The following is a 16,272-nucleotide window of genomic DNA, read 5'->3' as shown; positions in this document are numbered from 1 at the left end:
CCAATCGGCCTACCTGCTGCACGTGCGGCGGCTGGCCGCCTTCCTGGGCCGCCCGCCCGACACCGCCACGAGCGAGGATCTGCGCTTGTTCCAATTGCACCTGGTCGAACAAGGCTTCACGTCGAACGCCCTGAACGTGACGATCACCGGATGAAGTTCTTTTTCGAAGTCACCGTCCACCATCCCGAACTGATGGCCAGGATGCATCCCGTACCGGTTCCCCGCAAACTTCCCAAGTGCTCAGTCGGGACGAAGCCGCGCGCCTGATCGCCTCGGCGTGCAGTCCCAAGTACCGGGCGGCATTGTCGGTCGCCTACGGCGCCGGCCTGCGCGCAAGCGAAGTGGTCGGGCTCAAGGTGACCGATGTCGACAGCGGGCGCATGGTCTTGCGCGTGGAACAAGGCAAGGGGCACAAGGACCGGTACGCCATGCTGTCGCGGCGCTGCTCGACTGCCTGCGTGCCTGGTGGAGGACGGCACGTGCCGAAGGCAAGATCCTGCACGGCGGCTGGTTGTTCCCCGGACAGAATCCCGTCGACCCGCTCGGCGTACGGCAGCTGAACCGCGCCATCCACGCCGCCGCCGACCTGGCGCGCATCGACAAGCGCGTGTCCATGCACATCTTGCGCCACAGCTTCGCCACCCATCTGCTGGAGCAGAAGGTCGACATCCGGGTGATCCAGACCCTGCTCGGCCACAAGCGGCTCGACACGACCGCGCTGTACGCCCAGGTCGCCACCGATCTATTGCGCGAAGTAATCAGCCCGCTCGACACCTTGCAGCCGGCATAGGGGGCGCCATGGAGCACCCCGACCTGGAGGTCGCGGACATCTTCCGCGCCCACGGTCCGGCCTGGCGACAAGCCCAACGCGGACACCTGAGCCTGGGCCAGCTCAAGGTCATGTCGGCCATCGAGCAGTGTCGCAGCGCGGCGCTGGGCGGGCACGCGCTGCGCTGCGACACCTGCGAACACGTCGACATCGCCTACAACTCCTGCCGCAATCGCCACTGCCCGAAGTGCCAGGCCGGCGCCGCGCGCCGCTGGCTTGAAGCGCGCCGCAACGAATTGCTGCCGGTCGAGTACTATCATGTCGTCTTCACCCTGCCGGCGACGGTCGCCGCGCTCGCCTGGCACAACAAAAGCGTACTCTACCGACTGCTGTTCGAGCTCGCGGCGCAGACGCTGTGTACCATCGCCGCAGATCCCAAGCACCTGGGCGCGCGCATCGGCGCCACACTGGTGCTGCACACGTGGGGTTCGGCGCTGACCCACCATCCCCATGTGCACGGCATCGTCCCCGGCGGCGGCCTGTCGCAGGACGGCGAGCGCTGGGTCGCCTGCAGGCGGGGATTCTTCCTGCCGGTGCGCGTGCTCTCGCGCTTGTTCCGGCGGCGCTTCCTCGAAGCGCTGGGCGCGGCCCATCGCGCCGGCCAGTTACGTTTCCTCGGCGAGCATGCGGCACTGACGGAACCGACCGCCTTCGCGCGCTGGATGGCGCCGCTGCGGCGTTGCGAGTGGGTGGTCTACGCCAAACGTCCGTTCGCCGGGCCCGAGGCGGTGCTGGCCTACCTGTCCCGCTACACGCATCGAGTCGCAATCTCGAACCGGCGGCTTGTCGCCATGGACGAGCGCGGCGTGACATTTCGTTGGAAGGACTACCGTGCCAAGGATCAGATGCACAAGACGATGACGCTCGGCGCCGACGAGTTCATGCGCCGGTTCCTGCTGCATGTCCTGCCCAGCGGCTTCCACCGGATCCGGCACTACGGGCTGTTCGCCAACGCGGGACGCAAGGCCAACCTGGCCAGGGCGCGCGCATTACTGCGCGTCCCGGCGCCCGCCGTCGACACACAGCCTGTCGAGCGCAATTCGACGATGTTCATTTGCCGGCACTGCGGCGCGCCGATGGCGATCACCGCCATCTTCTTGCCGATCAAAGCAATTCAGGCACCAGCACGGCACCAGGGAGCACCTCCATGAGCGACAACGACAACATAGGCTTGCGCCACAAGCGCGTCGACCGTCGGCCAAAACCGATGCGGAGCTCCTTTGCCTGTCCTGCCGCAGCGTCTCAATTTCAATCGATTAACCACCGAACAGGCGACGCCCCCCGTGACCGTTTCAGGTCTTATATACGCCATCGATGCCAACTCGCCCGCTCCAACTGGCACCTTCCCAGCCAACGGCGCCGGTCAAATCGCCATAGCCTATGACAAAGGCTGACGACAACTAAACTTCCCGCGGTTTCCTCCTTCGGGGCTTGCCCAACGCCGGCCGGGAACGCTTGCGCGCATCAATTCAGGTCTGTGGAAGCGGCCGACATCGGACAACCCTTAACGAAAGCCGTCAGTTATAGATGCCAATTGCTGTTTGCCTTTGGCCGAACGCCCCTGTCGACACTAGCCGGCCAAGAGCGGCCTGTCGAGCCTTTGCGCCGAAAGCACGGAATCACACGAATTTGCGCGGAACCGCACGAAAGGTGCGCGAGATCACACGAATTGCATCCGCTTTTGCACGATTTCAGTCCGAGAACGCACGATTTCTGCCCGAATCTGAACGATTTGATTCATGAGAATGTCTAACGTTTAGAAAGAACATTTACCGCATTCAATCGTAAGAAATCGGATTGTTTTCGGCCGATCTCGTGCGATTTTCGTTCGATCTCGCGCGCGAATCGTGCGGTTTCGGGGCGCTATCGTGCGGTATCGACCAATATCGTGCGAAAGCGAGCAAGCCATGAAACGACAACACCCAGCGCCCGCCATGGAGCTCCCGCATCCTGTCAAACCGGATTTGCACAAGAGGAATGGGAGATTGCCGCTATTGCCATTCGCGAATGGATGACCCACAACAATCCGGAATCATTTGCGATGCCTGCGACGTCAGGATATCAATGGAAGCATCTTTTCCTGCCGCACGGAACACTCCTGCGGACTATTTTCAATGGCAAGAACTACCATTGTTTGGTTGACGGCGACCGCATCCATTACAACGGCGAAGAGGTCTCGCCAAGCGGGTTTGCGAACGCCGTTGGCGGGATCCACCGCAATGCATGGAAAGTCGTTTGGATTCTCTTTCCAAATAGCCCGACGTGGAAACTGGCGGCAGCAATGCGACTAAAGAGGAAATCGTCCGGTAAATCATGCTAATCTGATGAGGCCAAACCGCATGACCACTTCGGGTCGAGTGCCGTCCAGTTATAGACGCCAATTGCTGTTAGCCTTTGGCCGAACGCCCCCCCCTTAGACGAACGCCGCGATTCCAGTCAGTGCGCGGGAAATCATCAGCTTCTGGATTTCGGTCGTGCCATCCGGGATCGGAATGACGATTGCCTCGCGTGCCAGGCGCTCGACGTCGAACTCCTTGGTCAAGCCGTTACCGCCATGCAGTTGCACTGCATCGCGGCACACCTTCACCGCCGCTTCGGTCGCAAACCATTTCGCCATGGAGGATTGCACATCGCAGCGAATGCCGTCGTCCATCATCGAAAATGCGCGGTAGCACATCAGACGCGCGGCATCCAGGGATGTCGCCATCTCGGCGATCTTGGCAGCGATCAACTGGTGCGCCGCGATCGGCTTGCCGAACTGCTTGCGCTCCTTCGCATACGCGATCGATGCTTCCAACGATGCACGCATCAGGCCGACTGACAGCATGCCGACGTTGGCACGTGCCTTTTCAAACAGCTTCATCGTGTTCTTCAGTCCTGAGCCCTCTTCCCACACGATGTTCCTGGCGGGCACACGGGCGTCCGATAAGTACACCTGCGCGGTGGACTGCCCGTTCAGGGCGATCTTGTCGATATTGCTGGACTCGTAGCCATGCTCTTCGCGATCCACCAGGATGTGCGACAAGTCCTTCGGGCCGGTGCGCACCGCAACGATCAGGAAGTCCGAATAGTGGCCGTTCGAGATCCAGGTCTTTTCACCATTGACGATGAAGTAATCACCATCGCGCTTGCCGCTTGCCTTGATGTCCGCGACGTTGGAACCGACATCCGGTTCGCTGATGCAGAAGCCGCCAAATGTGCGGCCGGCCAGGATATCGGCCAGATAGCGCTCACGCAGGTGCGCTTGGGATGCCGGCAATTCGGCGAGTGTGGTCGCCATGCCCTTGTTGATCATCACGCACAGGCCGATGTCGAGGGACACGGCGCACAGTTCCTCGAACAGCATCGCTTCGGTGACAATCGACAGGCCCATGCCGCCAAATTCTTCGGCAACATTGGCGCCGGGCAGTCCGAATTCGGCGATGCGCTGCGTTATTTCGCGCATCTTGTCCTTCGGAATATGCTGATCGCGGAATCGCTTGGCGAAGGGACGGACTTCCGCTTCCAGGAACTTGCGGAAGCTATCGACCGCCAAACGCTGGTCTTCGGTAGGTTGTTGAACGAACATGAATATTTTTCCTATGACTTTGAATTGATCAGGCGAGACCGAAAATACCGACGTGCTCGGTCGCTTCCTCGACGCGCCACAGACCGCCGCCGTTGCCCTGGATCGCAAAACGTGCGCCTTCGACCTGGCGCTTGCCGCAGTTGCCGCGCAACTGTTCCACCAGTTCGAAGATCTGTCCGATGCCCGTCGCACCGATCGGATGGCCCTTCGATTCCAGGCCGCCCGACGGATTGATCGGAAGCTTGCCGCCCAGCGTGAATTCGCCGCGCTCGGCCATCACGCCGCTTTGCCCCGCCTCGCACAGGCCCAGGCCTTCGATCGACAGCAACTCGCCAATCGCGGTCGCGTCGTGCACTTCGGCCACGTTGATATCCTTCGGGCCAATGGCGGCCTGCTCGAACGCATGAATGCCCGCCTGACGCGTGCAGCCATTGTCGAAATCGTCGGCGGCTCGGGCCGATGCCGAGCGCACCACGCTTGCCAATACCTTGATCGCGCGCTTCTTGTCGAAGCCATACTTTTTCAGTGCCGATTCGGTACAGACAATCGCGGCGGAGGCACCGTCGGAGATCGGCGAGCACATCGGCAGCGTGATCGGATAGGTGATCGGCGGCGCCGCGAGGATCTCGTCGATGCTCATCGCCATGCGGTATTGCGAACGCTCGTTGTGAACCGAGTGACCGTGGTTCTTCGACGACACCGCGGCGAGCTGGCGCTGGGTGATGCCGAAACGCTCCATCAGGCCGCCGCGGCCCAAGGCGGCATACACGTCCATGAACGGGCTGTATGGCTTTTCCGACTGTGAGCCGGGCGGCGGCACGATGCTATTGCCCATGGCAGCCAGGTAGTTCTTGTTCGCTTCGAAGGTTTCAATGTCCCAGGCCGACTCGAACGCGGAGAACATCTTGGTCTTGTCGCTGTAGAACATCTTTTCCGCGCCGACCGCGATCGCCACGTCAGCAGCACCGCCACGCAATTGCGTGACAGCCAGATTGAATGCATGGCTGGAGGATGCGCAGGCGCCTTCGAGCGTGAAGATTGGAATGCTGTCTAAGCCGATCGGCAATAGCGCGACCGGGCCGCGGATCATGTGCTGGCCGTCGAAGTGGCCTTGCGTGCAGTTGCCGAAGAATGCAGCTTGCACCCACTTGCGGTCACAAGCTGCATCCTTGAGTGCGTCTTCCACTGCCCACGCCGTCAACTGCTTGATGGTCTTGTCCGTATGGCGGCCGAACGGGGTCATGCCGACGCCAACGATGTAAATGTTTTCCATGTGTCCTCGAAAAGAGTAGGTGCGCACGCTCCTCTCCCGCAAGCGGGAGAAGGGAGTGAAGATCAATGTCCTTTGAACTGCGGCTTGCGCTTTTCGGCAAATGCCGCCAAGCCTTCCTTGATGTCGTACGAACGCTGGTGATTGCGAAGCTCCAATTCCTCATCGCGCAGCGCGTCGCCTGCGGCCTTGTCGGCTGCTGCGTTGGCCACACGCTTCATGCGGGTCAACACGATCGGGCTCTTCTGCGCCAATTTCTCGCCGAGCGCCTGCACGCGGGCGAGCAGTTCGCCGTCGGCCACCACTTCATTGACCAGGCCATAGGTCTTCATGTCAGCGGCCGGCAGCGCATCGCCGGTGAACAGCAAGTACTTGGCGACATTGGCTGGAATCTTGCGCGGCAGGATGGCAGCGCCGCCGCCGCCCGGGAACACGCCGAAGTTGGCGTGTGCATCGCCGAACTTGGCGCTTTGTCCCGCGATCACGATGTCGCAGCACAAGACTGCTTCCAGACCACCAGCCAAGGCCAGGCCATTGACCGCTGCAATGACCGGCTTCGGGTAGGAGCGCAGCAAGTTGAAGAACACGATGATGTTGTCCAGGAAATCCAGCTCGCCCGGGCCGACCGGCGCACCGGCCTGCTTCAGGTCAGCGCCGGCGCAGAATGCCGGACCATTGCCGGTCACCGCCACCACGCGGATTGTGGGATCGGTGCGCCATGCCTCGAGCTGGGAGGTCATGCTTTGCAGCATCTCAACGCTCAAGGCGTTCATCGCCTTCGGGCGATCGAAGGTAACCCAGCCGACGGGGCCGTTCACTGCGAGAGAAACGCTCATCCCTAATCTCCTTAATCCAAAGAAAGTGCTTTTTGCTTATGGGGGAAGTTACGCGACGCCGTCCGGCGCCTCCCCCGTTTTTGGAGGGGGCGTACTCTCGCTGGGGAATTCATGGCTGGATCAGCAATATGTCGGCGCCCTGGCCCATCAACCAGCGAATGCCGTGCTACGATAAAAAAGAGCCGAGCACGTTGCCTGTCGAGCATATGCGTGCATTCAACGCCCGCTCAGATTGCGACTGTGCGCTGTCCGCGCATGTCGCTTGCGCATCCATCCTTGCAGGAATCTTGTAAATGAATTTCGATAGATTGCTTGTTGCAACCAAATTTGCGCCGCCGCGTATTGGTGCCCGCTACATTCCTCGCAAGCACTTGCTCGCCCATCTGCGCAACACGCAGCATTGCACCATGTCCCTGGTGAGCGGCAGTGCGGGCTTCGGAAAGACCGTCCTCCTTGTGCAGTGGCGCCAGGAACTGATGAAGGCCGGCGCGCAGGTTGCATGGCTTTCGCTGACCCAGGACGACAAGCGGTTTTCCAGCTTTTGCGCCTATTTGCTGGGCGCCTTCCAGCGCCTGGAAATCCAGATCGGGGAAGACGTCCTTCTGGAAGGTGGCAACAACACATCGATGGATGGCGTGATTGCGGTTGTCGCCAGTGCGGCCGCCGACATCGCCAAGGAGCTTTATCTATTCATCGACGACTATCATCACGTGGAAGACCCGTGGGCGCACAAGCTGATGCAGAAATTGCTGGATCATTGCCCGGCCAACCTGCATATCGTCATTGCGTCACGTGCCGCGCCCCCACTCTCGCTCTCCCGTTTGCGCGTGCTGGGACAAGTCGCGGAAATCGGATTCGCGGAACTCCCGTTCGACCTGGACGAAACGCGGATTTTCTTCGAGCAAAATCTGAGCACCGTCAAATTGACGGCAGATGAACTGCGCCTGATCCACGACTTGACCAGCGGCTGGCCGGCCAGCTTGCAACTGATTGCCATCATGTTGAGGAATCGCCCGGCAACGCGCAGCAAGCTGCACTCATTCCTCTGGCGCTCAACCGACCTGCAAGCCTATCTCGCCGAAGACGTGATGGCACACCTGCCGAAAGAATTGACCGATTTCCTGGAAGCGTTATCGGTCTGCCGCCGCTTCAATGCGGACCTTGCCGCCTTCGTCAGCGACAATCCACGCGCGGCCGATTTGATCAAGCGCGCGGAAGACGAAAATCTGATGATTTATCGGGTAGAGTCGGATGACCGCTCGCCATGGTTCCGTTTCCACCCACTGTTCGGCGAATTTCTCGCGAGCCGCCTCTCCCGGCATGGGCCAAAAGCGGTTGAAGCGATGCATCGGCGCGCCAGCCAGTGGTTCGCCGACCATGATTTTCTTGTCGAGGCAGTCCGCCACGCTAATCTCGGCAATGATGTGGACTTCGCAGTCAATGCGATCGAACAAGCGGCTCCCGCCACCTGGAGCCTGGACTACATCAGCCCCATGCTGCAGCTACTCGACCGCTTGCCGCAGCAAACGCTGTTTGCGCATCCCAAACTTTTCTTTCTCGGCTGCCTTACCTATGCGCTAACCGCGCGGCCGGCAAAAGCGGAGCAATGGCTGGAAGATATCCGGCGCAGCGACGCCGCGAAAAATCCGGCGATCTCTTCCAAGTTCGCGTTGGCCGATGCGACAGTGGCGATGCAACGCGACAATACGAAGCGGGTCATCGCCCTGCTCGAGCCCATGCGTGTTGTATTCCCTGATAACAGTTTTCTCCGCTACGTCCATCTGGCAGCACTTGCAGCGGCCTATACGACGGCTGGACGGTACGACGATGCAACCAGGCTGCTCGATGACAATCCGATCGGTCCGGAAGACCGCGATAACGACCTGGCGCTGGTCGTCGAAAGCCAGCGCGTGTTGATTCCGCTGGTCGAAGGCAACGTCAAGGAGGCCGCACGTATCGGTTCGACCGTACTCGCCCGTTCGGAAACGGTGTATGGACGTGGCGCGGTATCGGCAAACCTTTGCGCAGCGAGTCTCGCGGACGCCTACTATGAACTTGACCGGATCGACGATGCACGGGAGGTTCTCGCGAACCGTGGCGGCATCCTCCGCTCTTCGATGCCGGAAACCATGGTGCGTGCAACGCTTTGCCATGCACGTCTCGACTTTTTGCAGGAAACCCCGGATGCGGCATTCGCATTCCTGGACTCGCAAGCAGTGCACTTCCACAGTCTCGGACTGGATCGTCCTTTCGCCTATGCACTCGCCGAACAGGTCAAAATCCTTCTTGTGCAGGGCGACCATGTGCGCGCTGCCAAGCTCGTGGCGAAGTTGAAGGAGCTGGATGCGGCCCATAGGGACACTGAAGGCGGCAACGCCGAGATTCCGATCATCGCCGGCATGGCGCGCGCACGGCTTGCGCTCATCGACTGCTCACCCGAGGAATCGCTCGCTACGCTGTCCGATGTGCGCCGCTATGCCGAGAAACTCGGGCGATCCTCGACGCTCGTTATGGCGAACCTGCTGGCGGCAATCGCGCATGACAGCCTCAAGCAGGACGAGGAAGCGAAAAAATGTCTCATCCAGGCTTTGGAATCGGGAGCCCGGCTTGGTCTTGTGCGAAGCTTTCTCGATGAGGGACAGCGCGTCTGCGAACTGCTGGCAACGCTGCAATCCGATGTCGCTGTGGACGAGACTACGGCACAGTATCTTGACAAGCTGTTGGGGCGCTTTGGTCACGCCATTTCACATGCACCAGGAAAGAATGTGGCGGGCAAGCTCGATACTACGGCGCAGCGCGTTAGCGTTACGCCACGCGAACTTGAAATCCTGCGCCTGGTTTCGGAGGCGATGTCGAACAAGCGCATTGCGCTGACGCTGAATATCACGCTCGAAACCGTGAAGTGGAACGTCAGGAATATCCTCGCAAAGCTGGGTGTGTCGAGCCGGTATGATGCAATGGCCTGGGCGCGCCAGCAGGGGCTTATCGACTAGCGGCAACGCATGCGAGCCGCATGCCTGGGAACGGAAGCAACGCATTTTTGCGTTTGCCAGCCTGTGCCCCCCTGCAAAGTAGGGGGGAAATCCAAAGCGGCTTATCCCCACAATTCCCCGTTCGTACATGTAACGAGGAGACAATTCGTGTTCTTATATTCACGCCGGCTCGCCAGCATCCTGATTTGCGTCCTGCTCGGCAGCGCGCTGGTGCCAACGGTGGCAAGCGCCCAATCCCCTACCTTCTCGGTCGAAGAGGCGCGGGCAATCGCGAAGGATGCCTACACCTATGGTTTCTCCTTGGTGGACCATTATCGCGTTCAATATACCTATTTCCAGGATTCCAGCCATCCGGAATTCAAAGCGCCCTGGAATTCGATCAATAACACTGCACGAATCTACACTCCCGACGACAAAGCTTTTCCGACACCCAATGCGGATACGCCGTATTCGCAGCTCGGCGCCGACCTGCGTACCGAGCCACTGGTGCTGACCTTGCCTGCCGTAGAAAAGGGCCGCTATTACTCGGCGCAGTTCGTCGACGCCCACACCCACAATTTCGCCTATGCCGGCAGTCGCACCACCGGCAACAATGGCGGGAAGTTTCTCCTCGCCGGTCCTCACTGGAAAGGCAAAACGCCGCCGGGCATCAATGCCGTGTTCCGCTCCGAAACCGACTTTGCCTTTGTCTTCTACCGCACCCAGCTCCTCGGACCGGCCGACATCGAGAATGTCAAGAAGGTGCAGGCCGGCTATAAGGTGCAAACGCTGTCCGCGTTTCTCGGCGAACCCGCGCCTGCTGCCGCACCTGAAGTTGACTTCCTCAAACCGCTCTCCGCTCAGCAGGAGCGCACCTCTTTGGAATTCTTCAATCAGTTGAATTTCGTCCTGCGCTTTTGTCCGCCCCATCCATCCGAGCAAGTGCTGATGGGGCGCTTCGCCAAACTTGGCATCGGTGCGGGCAAACAGTTCGATGCACAGACGCTGTCTCCGGAGATCCGGGAGGCGATCGCGGCGGGAATGGCGGACGCCTGGCACGAGTTTGATGAACTGAGTAAGCGGGTCGTCAAAGGCGAAGTCTCCACGATGAGCTTTCTCGGTAGCCGCGAATTCTTAAAGAGCAATTACCTGTACAGGATGCGAGGAACCGTGAGCGGGCTCTACGGCAATGACAAGGAAGAGACGATCTACCCGCCTTTCTATCTCGACTCCACCGGGCAGAAGGTGGACGGCGCCAATCGTTACACGCTGCGCTTTGCGCCGGACCAGCTACCGCCGGTCAATGCGTTTTGGTCGCTCACCATGTATGACTTGTCGACACGCCTCCTGGTTGCCAATCCGCTCAACCGCTACCTGATCAATTCGCCGATGCTGCCGGACCTCAAGCGCGACGCCGATGGCGGCATCACGCTCCACGTTCAGCACGATTCGCCGGGCAAGGACAAGGAAACTAACTGGCTGCCGGCGCCCAAGGGGCCGTTCTACGTCGCCGGGCGCTTGTACTGGCCCAAGCCCGCGGCATTGAATGGCACCTGGACGGCGCCCAAGCTCCAGCGGGCCGAGTAAAACGGCGCAGATACTATGCACCTGCGGCCGCTCTGCTTTCCAATGCAGGGCTTTTCGGCATAGCTATGGCGTGACGATATTGAACATCTGCTTGAACGTATCCAGCATACCGAGCAGTTCGAAAAGCTTCTTGCCATCGCCCTCGACCTTGATCTCGCCTTGTTCGATCGCGGTCGGGAAATCGCGTTGACGCAGGCCGATGCGGTCGAGCGTAGCCTTGCTCATGGTGATTGTGGCGTCAGCCTTCGCATGCTTGCTGCCTTCACGATAGGTTAGCACTCCATTGCGCAGTGTCAGCGCAAACGGCTTCTTCAAGTCCTCGAACACCCAGTTGAGCATCATGTCATTCCCGGCTGCCTTGTCGGCGTTCAGCCGCACCGCCATGAAGTCGAAGAACATGGACGGCTCCAGCGCGCGGATCAGGTCCGCCGACGCTGCGGTATTCAACATACCGCTGTTGTCTCCGACACCGTTACGCAGTTCCATGGCGCCGGTCAGGTACATGTTGCGCCACAAGGCATTCTCCGACTGGTAGCCCAGCTGTTCCAGCGCATCGGCTTGCGCATCGCGCGCTTCCTTGTTGTCCGGTTCCGCGAAGACCAGGTGGTTACCCATTTGAACAGCCCAGCGGTAGTCGCCCTTCGTCATCGCGGCGCGCATCTGTTTCAGCACATTGGCCGCGCCGCCCATCGCCGCGACATAGTGCTTGCCGGCTTCCGCCGGCGCCAGCGGATTCAGATTGGCAGGGTTGCCGTCATAAAGGCCGAGATAGCGCTGGTACACCGCGCGCGAGTTGAAGCTGAGCGAGCCGTAGTAACCGCGCGCGTACCACTTGTTTTCCAGATTACCGGGCAGCTTCTGCATGGCCTCGGCGATCTCCATTGGCGTGTAGCCGTGGTTCAGCAGGTTGAGCGTGCGGTTATTTGAGGAAGGCATACATGTCGCGCTCGTCCGCCAGCATGGTGCGGATGCGTTCGCCGCCCCACGTCGGCCAGTTGTGCTGGCCGAACATGACATCAGCCTTGTCGCCATAGCGCGCCAAACTCTCGTCCAGATTCTTCGCCCATAGCTTGGCATCCCGCACCACCAGCGCCCCGCGGTGGCGTCAGGACGTTGTGCATCATTTGCGCAGCGTTTTTCGGCGATGCCCAAGCCGCGGGTACTTGCGCAGGTACAGCATTCCGAAGGGTGCTTCAGTGGTCCAGGGCCAACTGGAATTCCACATCAACGCCATCGCATGCGATGCGCTTCATTCGTCCTTCACCAGCACGGTTCGGCGCGATCAGGCCGAACGTACCATTTCGACGGTCCGCGCTTTGCCGACGCCGGAGTCAACATGGCCCTTTCACCGGGCGGCAGCAGCCCTCCGAAACTGATATTTGCGCGCCGGCTCATCGCATTTGCCGGCAAGGACGTCTCACTGACCGCGTGTTCCATAAGCCGACCGGCGCGTAGATTTTCCACCTTGCCGGCCTTGGACTCGCCGCCTCTTCCACACCCCGCGCACGCCGCCGAAATGGTCGGCATGGCTATGACTGTAAATCACGGCCAGCACCGGTTTTTTCGGACGATGCTGGTAATACAAGTCGATGGCGGCGCGCGCGGTTTCGGTGAAGGACAAGGGATCGATGATGATCAATCCGGTATCGCTTTCGATGATGGTCATGTTGGAAAGGTCGAGGCCGCGCACCTGATAGACACGGTCCGTCACCTTAAACAGGCCAGCGTGAGCATTGAGCTGGGCCAGGCGCCACAGGCTCGGATTGACCGTGTCGGGGCTCTTGTCTGCCTGTTCGAATTCGTAGGCGTTCAGGCTCCACACAATTCGTCCGGCAGCGTTCTTGATGTCACCCTTGAACGGCGCGATCAGGCCGCGCTTGACCGACGCGAAGTCCTCGCGTTCGGTGAAAGGTAATTGTTGCAGTACTGCGGCGTTGCGGGCTGCGGTCTGCGCGGTCGCGGATTTTCCGAGCGGCGGTTCGGATGACTGTGCCGCATTGTCCGACGCGACGGCGTTCACTGCAAACGCACATGCAATGGCGGCACCTGACAGGTTTTTTTGTGCAAGGCAAACAGCCCTTTTGAACGTTGTGTTGCGTGTCATCGTGATCTCTCCTCCAGTAATGAAAGGAGCAACTTATACGAAGTCTAAATATAATACTATTGCATATATTTATTGAATCATTGCAGAAAGTGCATAATGAACATACGCCAACTGGAACATCTGGTCGCTCTTGCTGACGCTGGAAGTTTTGCGCGCGCGGCGGAAAAGTGCACCTGAGTCAGCCGGCGCTGACGCGCAGCATCCAGTCACTGGAGCAGGAACTGGATCTGCTCATCTGCGATCGCCATCCACGCGGAATTGTCCTCACGCAGGGAGGGAAAATGGTGGTGGAGCGCGCGCGCAGGGTCTTGTTCGAGAGCCGGGCACTCGACCGAGACGTGAGGTTATTCAACAGCCACGAGTTGGGCGATGTGAGTTTCGGCGTCGGCCCGTATCCGGCGGCTATTCTGCTAACCCATGTGCATGCCACGCTGTCGAAGTCTTATCGACAGCTGTCGATACGCACGGAAGTGGAAAACTGGACCACGCTACTGGAACGCCTGCACGCGGAGGCGATCGATTTCTTTGTCGTCGAGAAGCGCACCATGCCATCGTCGCCCGATCTGGCAGTGGTTCCCCTCTCGCTCTACGAGTGCGGGTGGTTCGCCCGGCCGCGCCATCCGACCTTCCAAAAGGAAAAATGCACGATGGCGAATTTGCGTGAAATGCAAATCGCATCCATTCCGGTTCCAGATGCTTTGCGCGAAAGCTTTCGCAAGGCGCTGCAGTACAAGGCATCCGAGCCCCTGCACTTTCATATCGAATGCAACAGTTTTTTTGCGCTCCGGGAACTGGCGGCAGAGTCGGATACGGTCATTTACGGCCCGCTGGCGGCCGTGCAGCGTGAGCTGAAAGCCGGCACACTGCGTCGGATCGTTGTCGAGAATGCAAAAGCTTTAAGCATGGAATTCGCTATCGTCTATCTCGCGCATCGCACGCTGTCGCCAACAGCCGAGAAGGTGATCGAAGCAATCATCGAATGCGATCGCTTGCTGCATGCTTGACGAAAAAATTTGAGCCTACGAAGCAAGCGAGCCGAACGAACAAGTTAAGCAACGTATGCATTATGAAACGGCAGCATTAAGCCTGCCGTTTTTTTATGGCGCGTTGTGCTGCCCAACTTCATGCCGGCGAAAGTCTGTACAAGATTTTAAGGCGCGTATCAGGTCAATGCATCATGCCCCAGCGCGTAATCGCATACTGATGCACTTATGGAGTTTGACCGTGGACCAACATCAAAGTTCAAAACATTCTTTCACTTGGACGGCTGCGTGCGCTTCGCGCCCGGCTCCTTTCACTCCCTGCCCTGAAGGACAGGGTTTCTCGGAGCAATTCTGATGAACCATATTGATGCCATCAGTCACACGGCTGGCCTTGTGAACATCTTCGAGACCAACCCGGTCACCCTGTATCGCCAGCATGCCAACCGTCTTAAGAACGCGGGCCTGTAACAACAACGAGCGCCATGAAAAAAGCGAAAGTAGTTTATGCAGGACTTGGAACGGCGGCCATCATGGCTGCCGGTTTTTTCGGGGGCGAGCCACGACGAGATCTATCGCATGCGGGCAGCGGCACTGAACCCCGAAGCTGCCGAGCGCCTGGCGCGACTGGACCGGCAACAGGAGGAATGGAAACGAGTAACTTGGGCCTGATGCAGTCGGCGACGTCCGGAGATCGCTACCGGCACGCCCGACCAGGCGGGTGCATCCCTGACGCGTCAATTTACTGCCGAAATTCCGCCATCGATTGCCAGGATCTGACCGGTCACGTGCTTGCCGGCATCCGATGCAAACAGCAATGTCGCGCCCTTCAGATCCTCGTCGTCGCCGATGCGCTGCAGCGGCGTGCGGCGCGCGAGATCTTCCTCGCCCAAATGTTCGAGCGTCCCCTTGGTCATCCTGGACGGAAAGAAGCCCGGCGCCAGTGCGTTGACCGTGATGCCGTAACGGCCCCATTCCCCCGCCAGCGTACGGGTGAAATTGATCAACGCACCCTTGGAGGTGTTGTAGGCGATGGTTTGCATCGAATCCGGACGGTTGCCGAACAAGCCGGTAATCGATGCCACGTTGATGATGCGGCCGTATCGGCGCGCAATCATGGACTGCTTGCCGACGGCCTGCGACAGCAGGAAGACGCTACGGATATTCAGGTCCATCACCTTGTCCCAGCCTTCGACCGGATAGTCTTCCGCCGCTGCACCCCAAGTCGCGCCGGCGTTATTGACCAGGATGTCGATATGGCCGAGGCGTTCGATCGTTTCGGCCACCAGCGGCGCAATCGCGGATTCCTGCGACACATCGGCGGCGATGGCGCTCGCGGCGATGCCGCGTTCCTGCAAGTGCGCGACCGCTTCGTCGAGGTCGGCCTGCTTGCGCGAGGTAAGTACAAGCTTGGCGCCCTGCTCGCCCAGCGCTTCGGCGATTTGTAGCCCAAGCCCCCGCGAGCCGCCGGTGACCAGCGCGGTTTTGCCAGTGAGGTCAAAAAGTTGTTGGGTGGTACGCATGTATTTCTCTGCTCCTCTTCATCCAGAGTGTTAGGAAGACGGTCCACTTTCTTGCATTGCCTTGCTGACGGCTTGCATAGCCGGTCCGTCGCTGCGCCACGTACGGCATTGGTTCTCGAACAGTCGCCTGTACGGCGCCAATGCAGCAGGGCCTCCTTCCGCACGCTTGGCAAAGGCCGTCTGAATGGCGACGGTCACCGCGACCGGCAGCAGCTCGTTCATGTGCGTGCAACCCAGCACCCCGCCAAAGCATTCCTGTGCTTTGCGGCTGAAGCCTGGGCCGAGCGTCATGCCAACGAGTGCGGCGTAGCTGGTGTCGACGTGCCGGCATTCGTGTGATGGGCCGCTGAACAGACGCGTTTGCGCCTCCTGTATTTTCAAGTCCTCGTTGAAGACCAATGTCAGCCGAATATGATGCAAGGCCTCGCCCGGCATCACCGTACCCTTCGCAGTGGGAAAAGGCGCACCCTTGAAATCGTAGAGGGTCGCTTCCAGTTGCCACATGCCGTCCTCGCGCTCTACGGTCTGGCAGTCGATGGTGCGTCGGTGTGCAAACGCCGGCGCCGATGCTTGATTGTCCATCACGTTCTCCTCGTTCAGCTG

General features: G+C 59.8%; 14 protein-coding genes and 1 pseudogene. 7 read left to right on the top strand and 8 right to left on the bottom strand.

The features are described from left to right. From D3872_RS12915 to D3872_RS25270, 3 genes and pseudogenes are all read left to right on the top strand, one after another. Positions 1-790 (top strand): annotated as a pseudogene (locus D3872_RS12915) (tyrosine-type recombinase/integrase); the annotation flags it as partial. Positions 791-798: 8 nt separating this feature from the next. Further along, entirely contained in the window at positions 799-1,980 is a 1,182-nt protein-coding gene (locus D3872_RS12910; RefSeq protein WP_119809002.1) for an IS91 family transposase, read from the top strand. A 737-nt stretch (positions 1,981-2,717) separates the two neighbouring features. Next, the gene (locus D3872_RS25270; RefSeq protein WP_147373874.1) at positions 2,718-3,149 is read left to right on the top strand and encodes a hypothetical protein; all 432 of its coding nucleotides are present in this window, start codon (positions 2,718-2,720) and stop codon (positions 3,147-3,149) included. A 93-nt stretch (positions 3,150-3,242) separates the two neighbouring features. On the opposite strand, the gene D3872_RS12905 is transcribed toward D3872_RS25270, so the two are convergent. The 3 genes from D3872_RS12905 to D3872_RS12895 all read right to left on the bottom strand — a co-directional run bounded on the left by D3872_RS12905 (position 3,243) and on the right by D3872_RS12895 (position 6,503). Continuing rightward, positions 3,243-4,397: an acyl-CoA dehydrogenase family protein gene (locus D3872_RS12905; RefSeq protein WP_119811146.1), complete on the bottom strand. Its 1,155-nt coding sequence runs from the start codon at positions 4,395-4,397 to the stop codon at positions 3,243-3,245. A 28-nt stretch (positions 4,398-4,425) separates the two neighbouring features. After that, entirely contained in the window at positions 4,426-5,670 is a 1,245-nt protein-coding gene (locus D3872_RS12900; protein WP_119811145.1) for a thiolase family protein, read from the bottom strand. A gap of 62 nt (positions 5,671-5,732) precedes the next feature. Beyond that, on the bottom strand, positions 5,733-6,503 hold the full coding sequence (locus tag D3872_RS12895; protein ID WP_119811144.1) for an enoyl-CoA hydratase/isomerase family protein: 771 nt from the start codon (positions 6,501-6,503) through the stop codon (positions 5,733-5,735). A 293-nt stretch (positions 6,504-6,796) separates the two neighbouring features. On the opposite strand from D3872_RS12895, the gene D3872_RS12890 reads away from it, so the two are divergent. Then, complete coding sequence (locus D3872_RS12890; RefSeq protein WP_119811143.1) at positions 6,797-9,496, top strand: winged helix-turn-helix domain-containing protein; 2,700 nt, start codon at positions 6,797-6,799, stop codon at positions 9,494-9,496. A gap of 147 nt (positions 9,497-9,643) precedes the next feature. Continuing rightward, positions 9,644-11,062, top strand: coding sequence for a DUF1254 domain-containing protein (locus tag D3872_RS12885; RefSeq protein ID WP_229459305.1), 1,419 nt, complete (start codon positions 9,644-9,646; stop codon positions 11,060-11,062). A gap of 63 nt (positions 11,063-11,125) precedes the next feature. Here D3872_RS12885 and D3872_RS26050 read toward each other — a convergent pair whose 3' ends face one another. From D3872_RS26050 to D3872_RS26045, 3 genes are all read right to left on the bottom strand, one after another. Beyond that, complete coding sequence (locus D3872_RS26050; protein ID WP_229459304.1) at positions 11,126-11,998, bottom strand: alkyl sulfatase dimerization domain-containing protein; 873 nt, start codon at positions 11,996-11,998, stop codon at positions 11,126-11,128. Continuing rightward, positions 11,982-12,149, bottom strand: a complete 168-nt coding sequence (locus D3872_RS26500) for a hypothetical protein (protein WP_229459303.1) — start codon at positions 12,147-12,149, stop codon at positions 11,982-11,984. Before D3872_RS26500 ends, D3872_RS26050 begins: the two co-directional genes overlap by 17 nt. Before the next feature lie 330 nt (positions 12,150-12,479). Beyond that, positions 12,480-13,166: an MBL fold metallo-hydrolase gene (locus D3872_RS26045; RefSeq protein ID WP_229459302.1), complete on the bottom strand. Its 687-nt coding sequence runs from the start codon at positions 13,164-13,166 to the stop codon at positions 12,480-12,482. A 167-nt stretch (positions 13,167-13,333) separates the two neighbouring features. Here D3872_RS26045 and D3872_RS12875 point away from each other — a divergent pair, with 167 nt between their 5' ends. Continuing rightward, positions 13,334-14,170, top strand: a complete 837-nt coding sequence (locus tag D3872_RS12875; RefSeq protein ID WP_119811141.1) for a LysR family transcriptional regulator — start codon at positions 13,334-13,336, stop codon at positions 14,168-14,170. Positions 14,171-14,653: 483 nt separating this feature from the next. Next, on the top strand, positions 14,654-14,818 hold the full coding sequence (locus D3872_RS27045; protein ID WP_119811140.1) for a lipase secretion chaperone: 165 nt from the start codon (positions 14,654-14,656) through the stop codon (positions 14,816-14,818). Between the two features lie 65 nt (positions 14,819-14,883). On the opposite strand, the gene D3872_RS12860 is transcribed toward D3872_RS27045, so the two are convergent. Both D3872_RS12860 and D3872_RS12855 read right to left on the bottom strand, forming a co-directional pair. Next, positions 14,884-15,669, bottom strand: a complete 786-nt coding sequence (locus D3872_RS12860; RefSeq protein ID WP_119811139.1) for an SDR family oxidoreductase — start codon at positions 15,667-15,669, stop codon at positions 14,884-14,886. Between the two features lie 30 nt (positions 15,670-15,699). Next, positions 15,700-16,251, bottom strand: coding sequence for a DUF2889 domain-containing protein (locus D3872_RS12855; RefSeq protein ID WP_119811138.1), 552 nt, complete (start codon positions 16,249-16,251; stop codon positions 15,700-15,702). Positions 16,252-16,272: the final 21 nt, after the last annotated feature.

The organism is Massilia cavernae (assembly GCF_003590855.1).
Taxonomy (GTDB): Bacteria; Pseudomonadota; Gammaproteobacteria; order Burkholderiales; family Burkholderiaceae_D; genus Telluria_A; species Telluria_A cavernae.
The sequence above is the reverse complement of the archived record's forward strand: the minus strand, read 5'-3'. Positions and strand labels throughout refer to the sequence as shown.

Bases quoted from the DNA above. Each gene is read 5' to 3' on its own strand.
- D3872_RS12910 (WP_119809002.1), top strand. From the start codon at position 799: ATGGAGCACCCCGACCTGGAGGTCGCGGACATCTTCCGCGCCCACGGT.
- D3872_RS12905 (WP_119811146.1), bottom strand. From the start codon at position 4,397: ATGTTCGTTCAACAACCTACCGAAGACCAGCGTTTGGCGGTCGATAGC.
- D3872_RS12900 (WP_119811145.1), bottom strand. From the start codon at position 5,670: ATGGAAAACATTTACATCGTTGGCGTCGGCATGACCCCGTTCGGCCGC.
- D3872_RS12895 (WP_119811144.1), bottom strand. From the start codon at position 6,503: ATGAGCGTTTCTCTCGCAGTGAACGGCCCCGTCGGCTGGGTTACCTTC.
- D3872_RS12890 (WP_119811143.1), top strand. From the start codon at position 6,797: ATGAATTTCGATAGATTGCTTGTTGCAACCAAATTTGCGCCGCCGCGT.
- D3872_RS26050 (WP_229459304.1), bottom strand. From the start codon at position 11,998: ATGCCTTCCTCAAATAACCGCACGCTCAACCTGCTGAACCACGGCTAC.
- D3872_RS26045 (WP_229459302.1), bottom strand. From the start codon at position 13,166: ATGACACGCAACACAACGTTCAAAAGGGCTGTTTGCCTTGCACAAAAA.
- D3872_RS27045 (WP_119811140.1), top strand. From the start codon at position 14,654: ATGCAGGACTTGGAACGGCGGCCATCATGGCTGCCGGTTTTTTCGGGG.
- D3872_RS12860 (WP_119811139.1), bottom strand. From the start codon at position 15,669: ATGCGTACCACCCAACAACTTTTTGACCTCACTGGCAAAACCGCGCTG.
- D3872_RS12855 (WP_119811138.1), bottom strand. From the start codon at position 16,251: ATGGACAATCAAGCATCGGCGCCGGCGTTTGCACACCGACGCACCATC.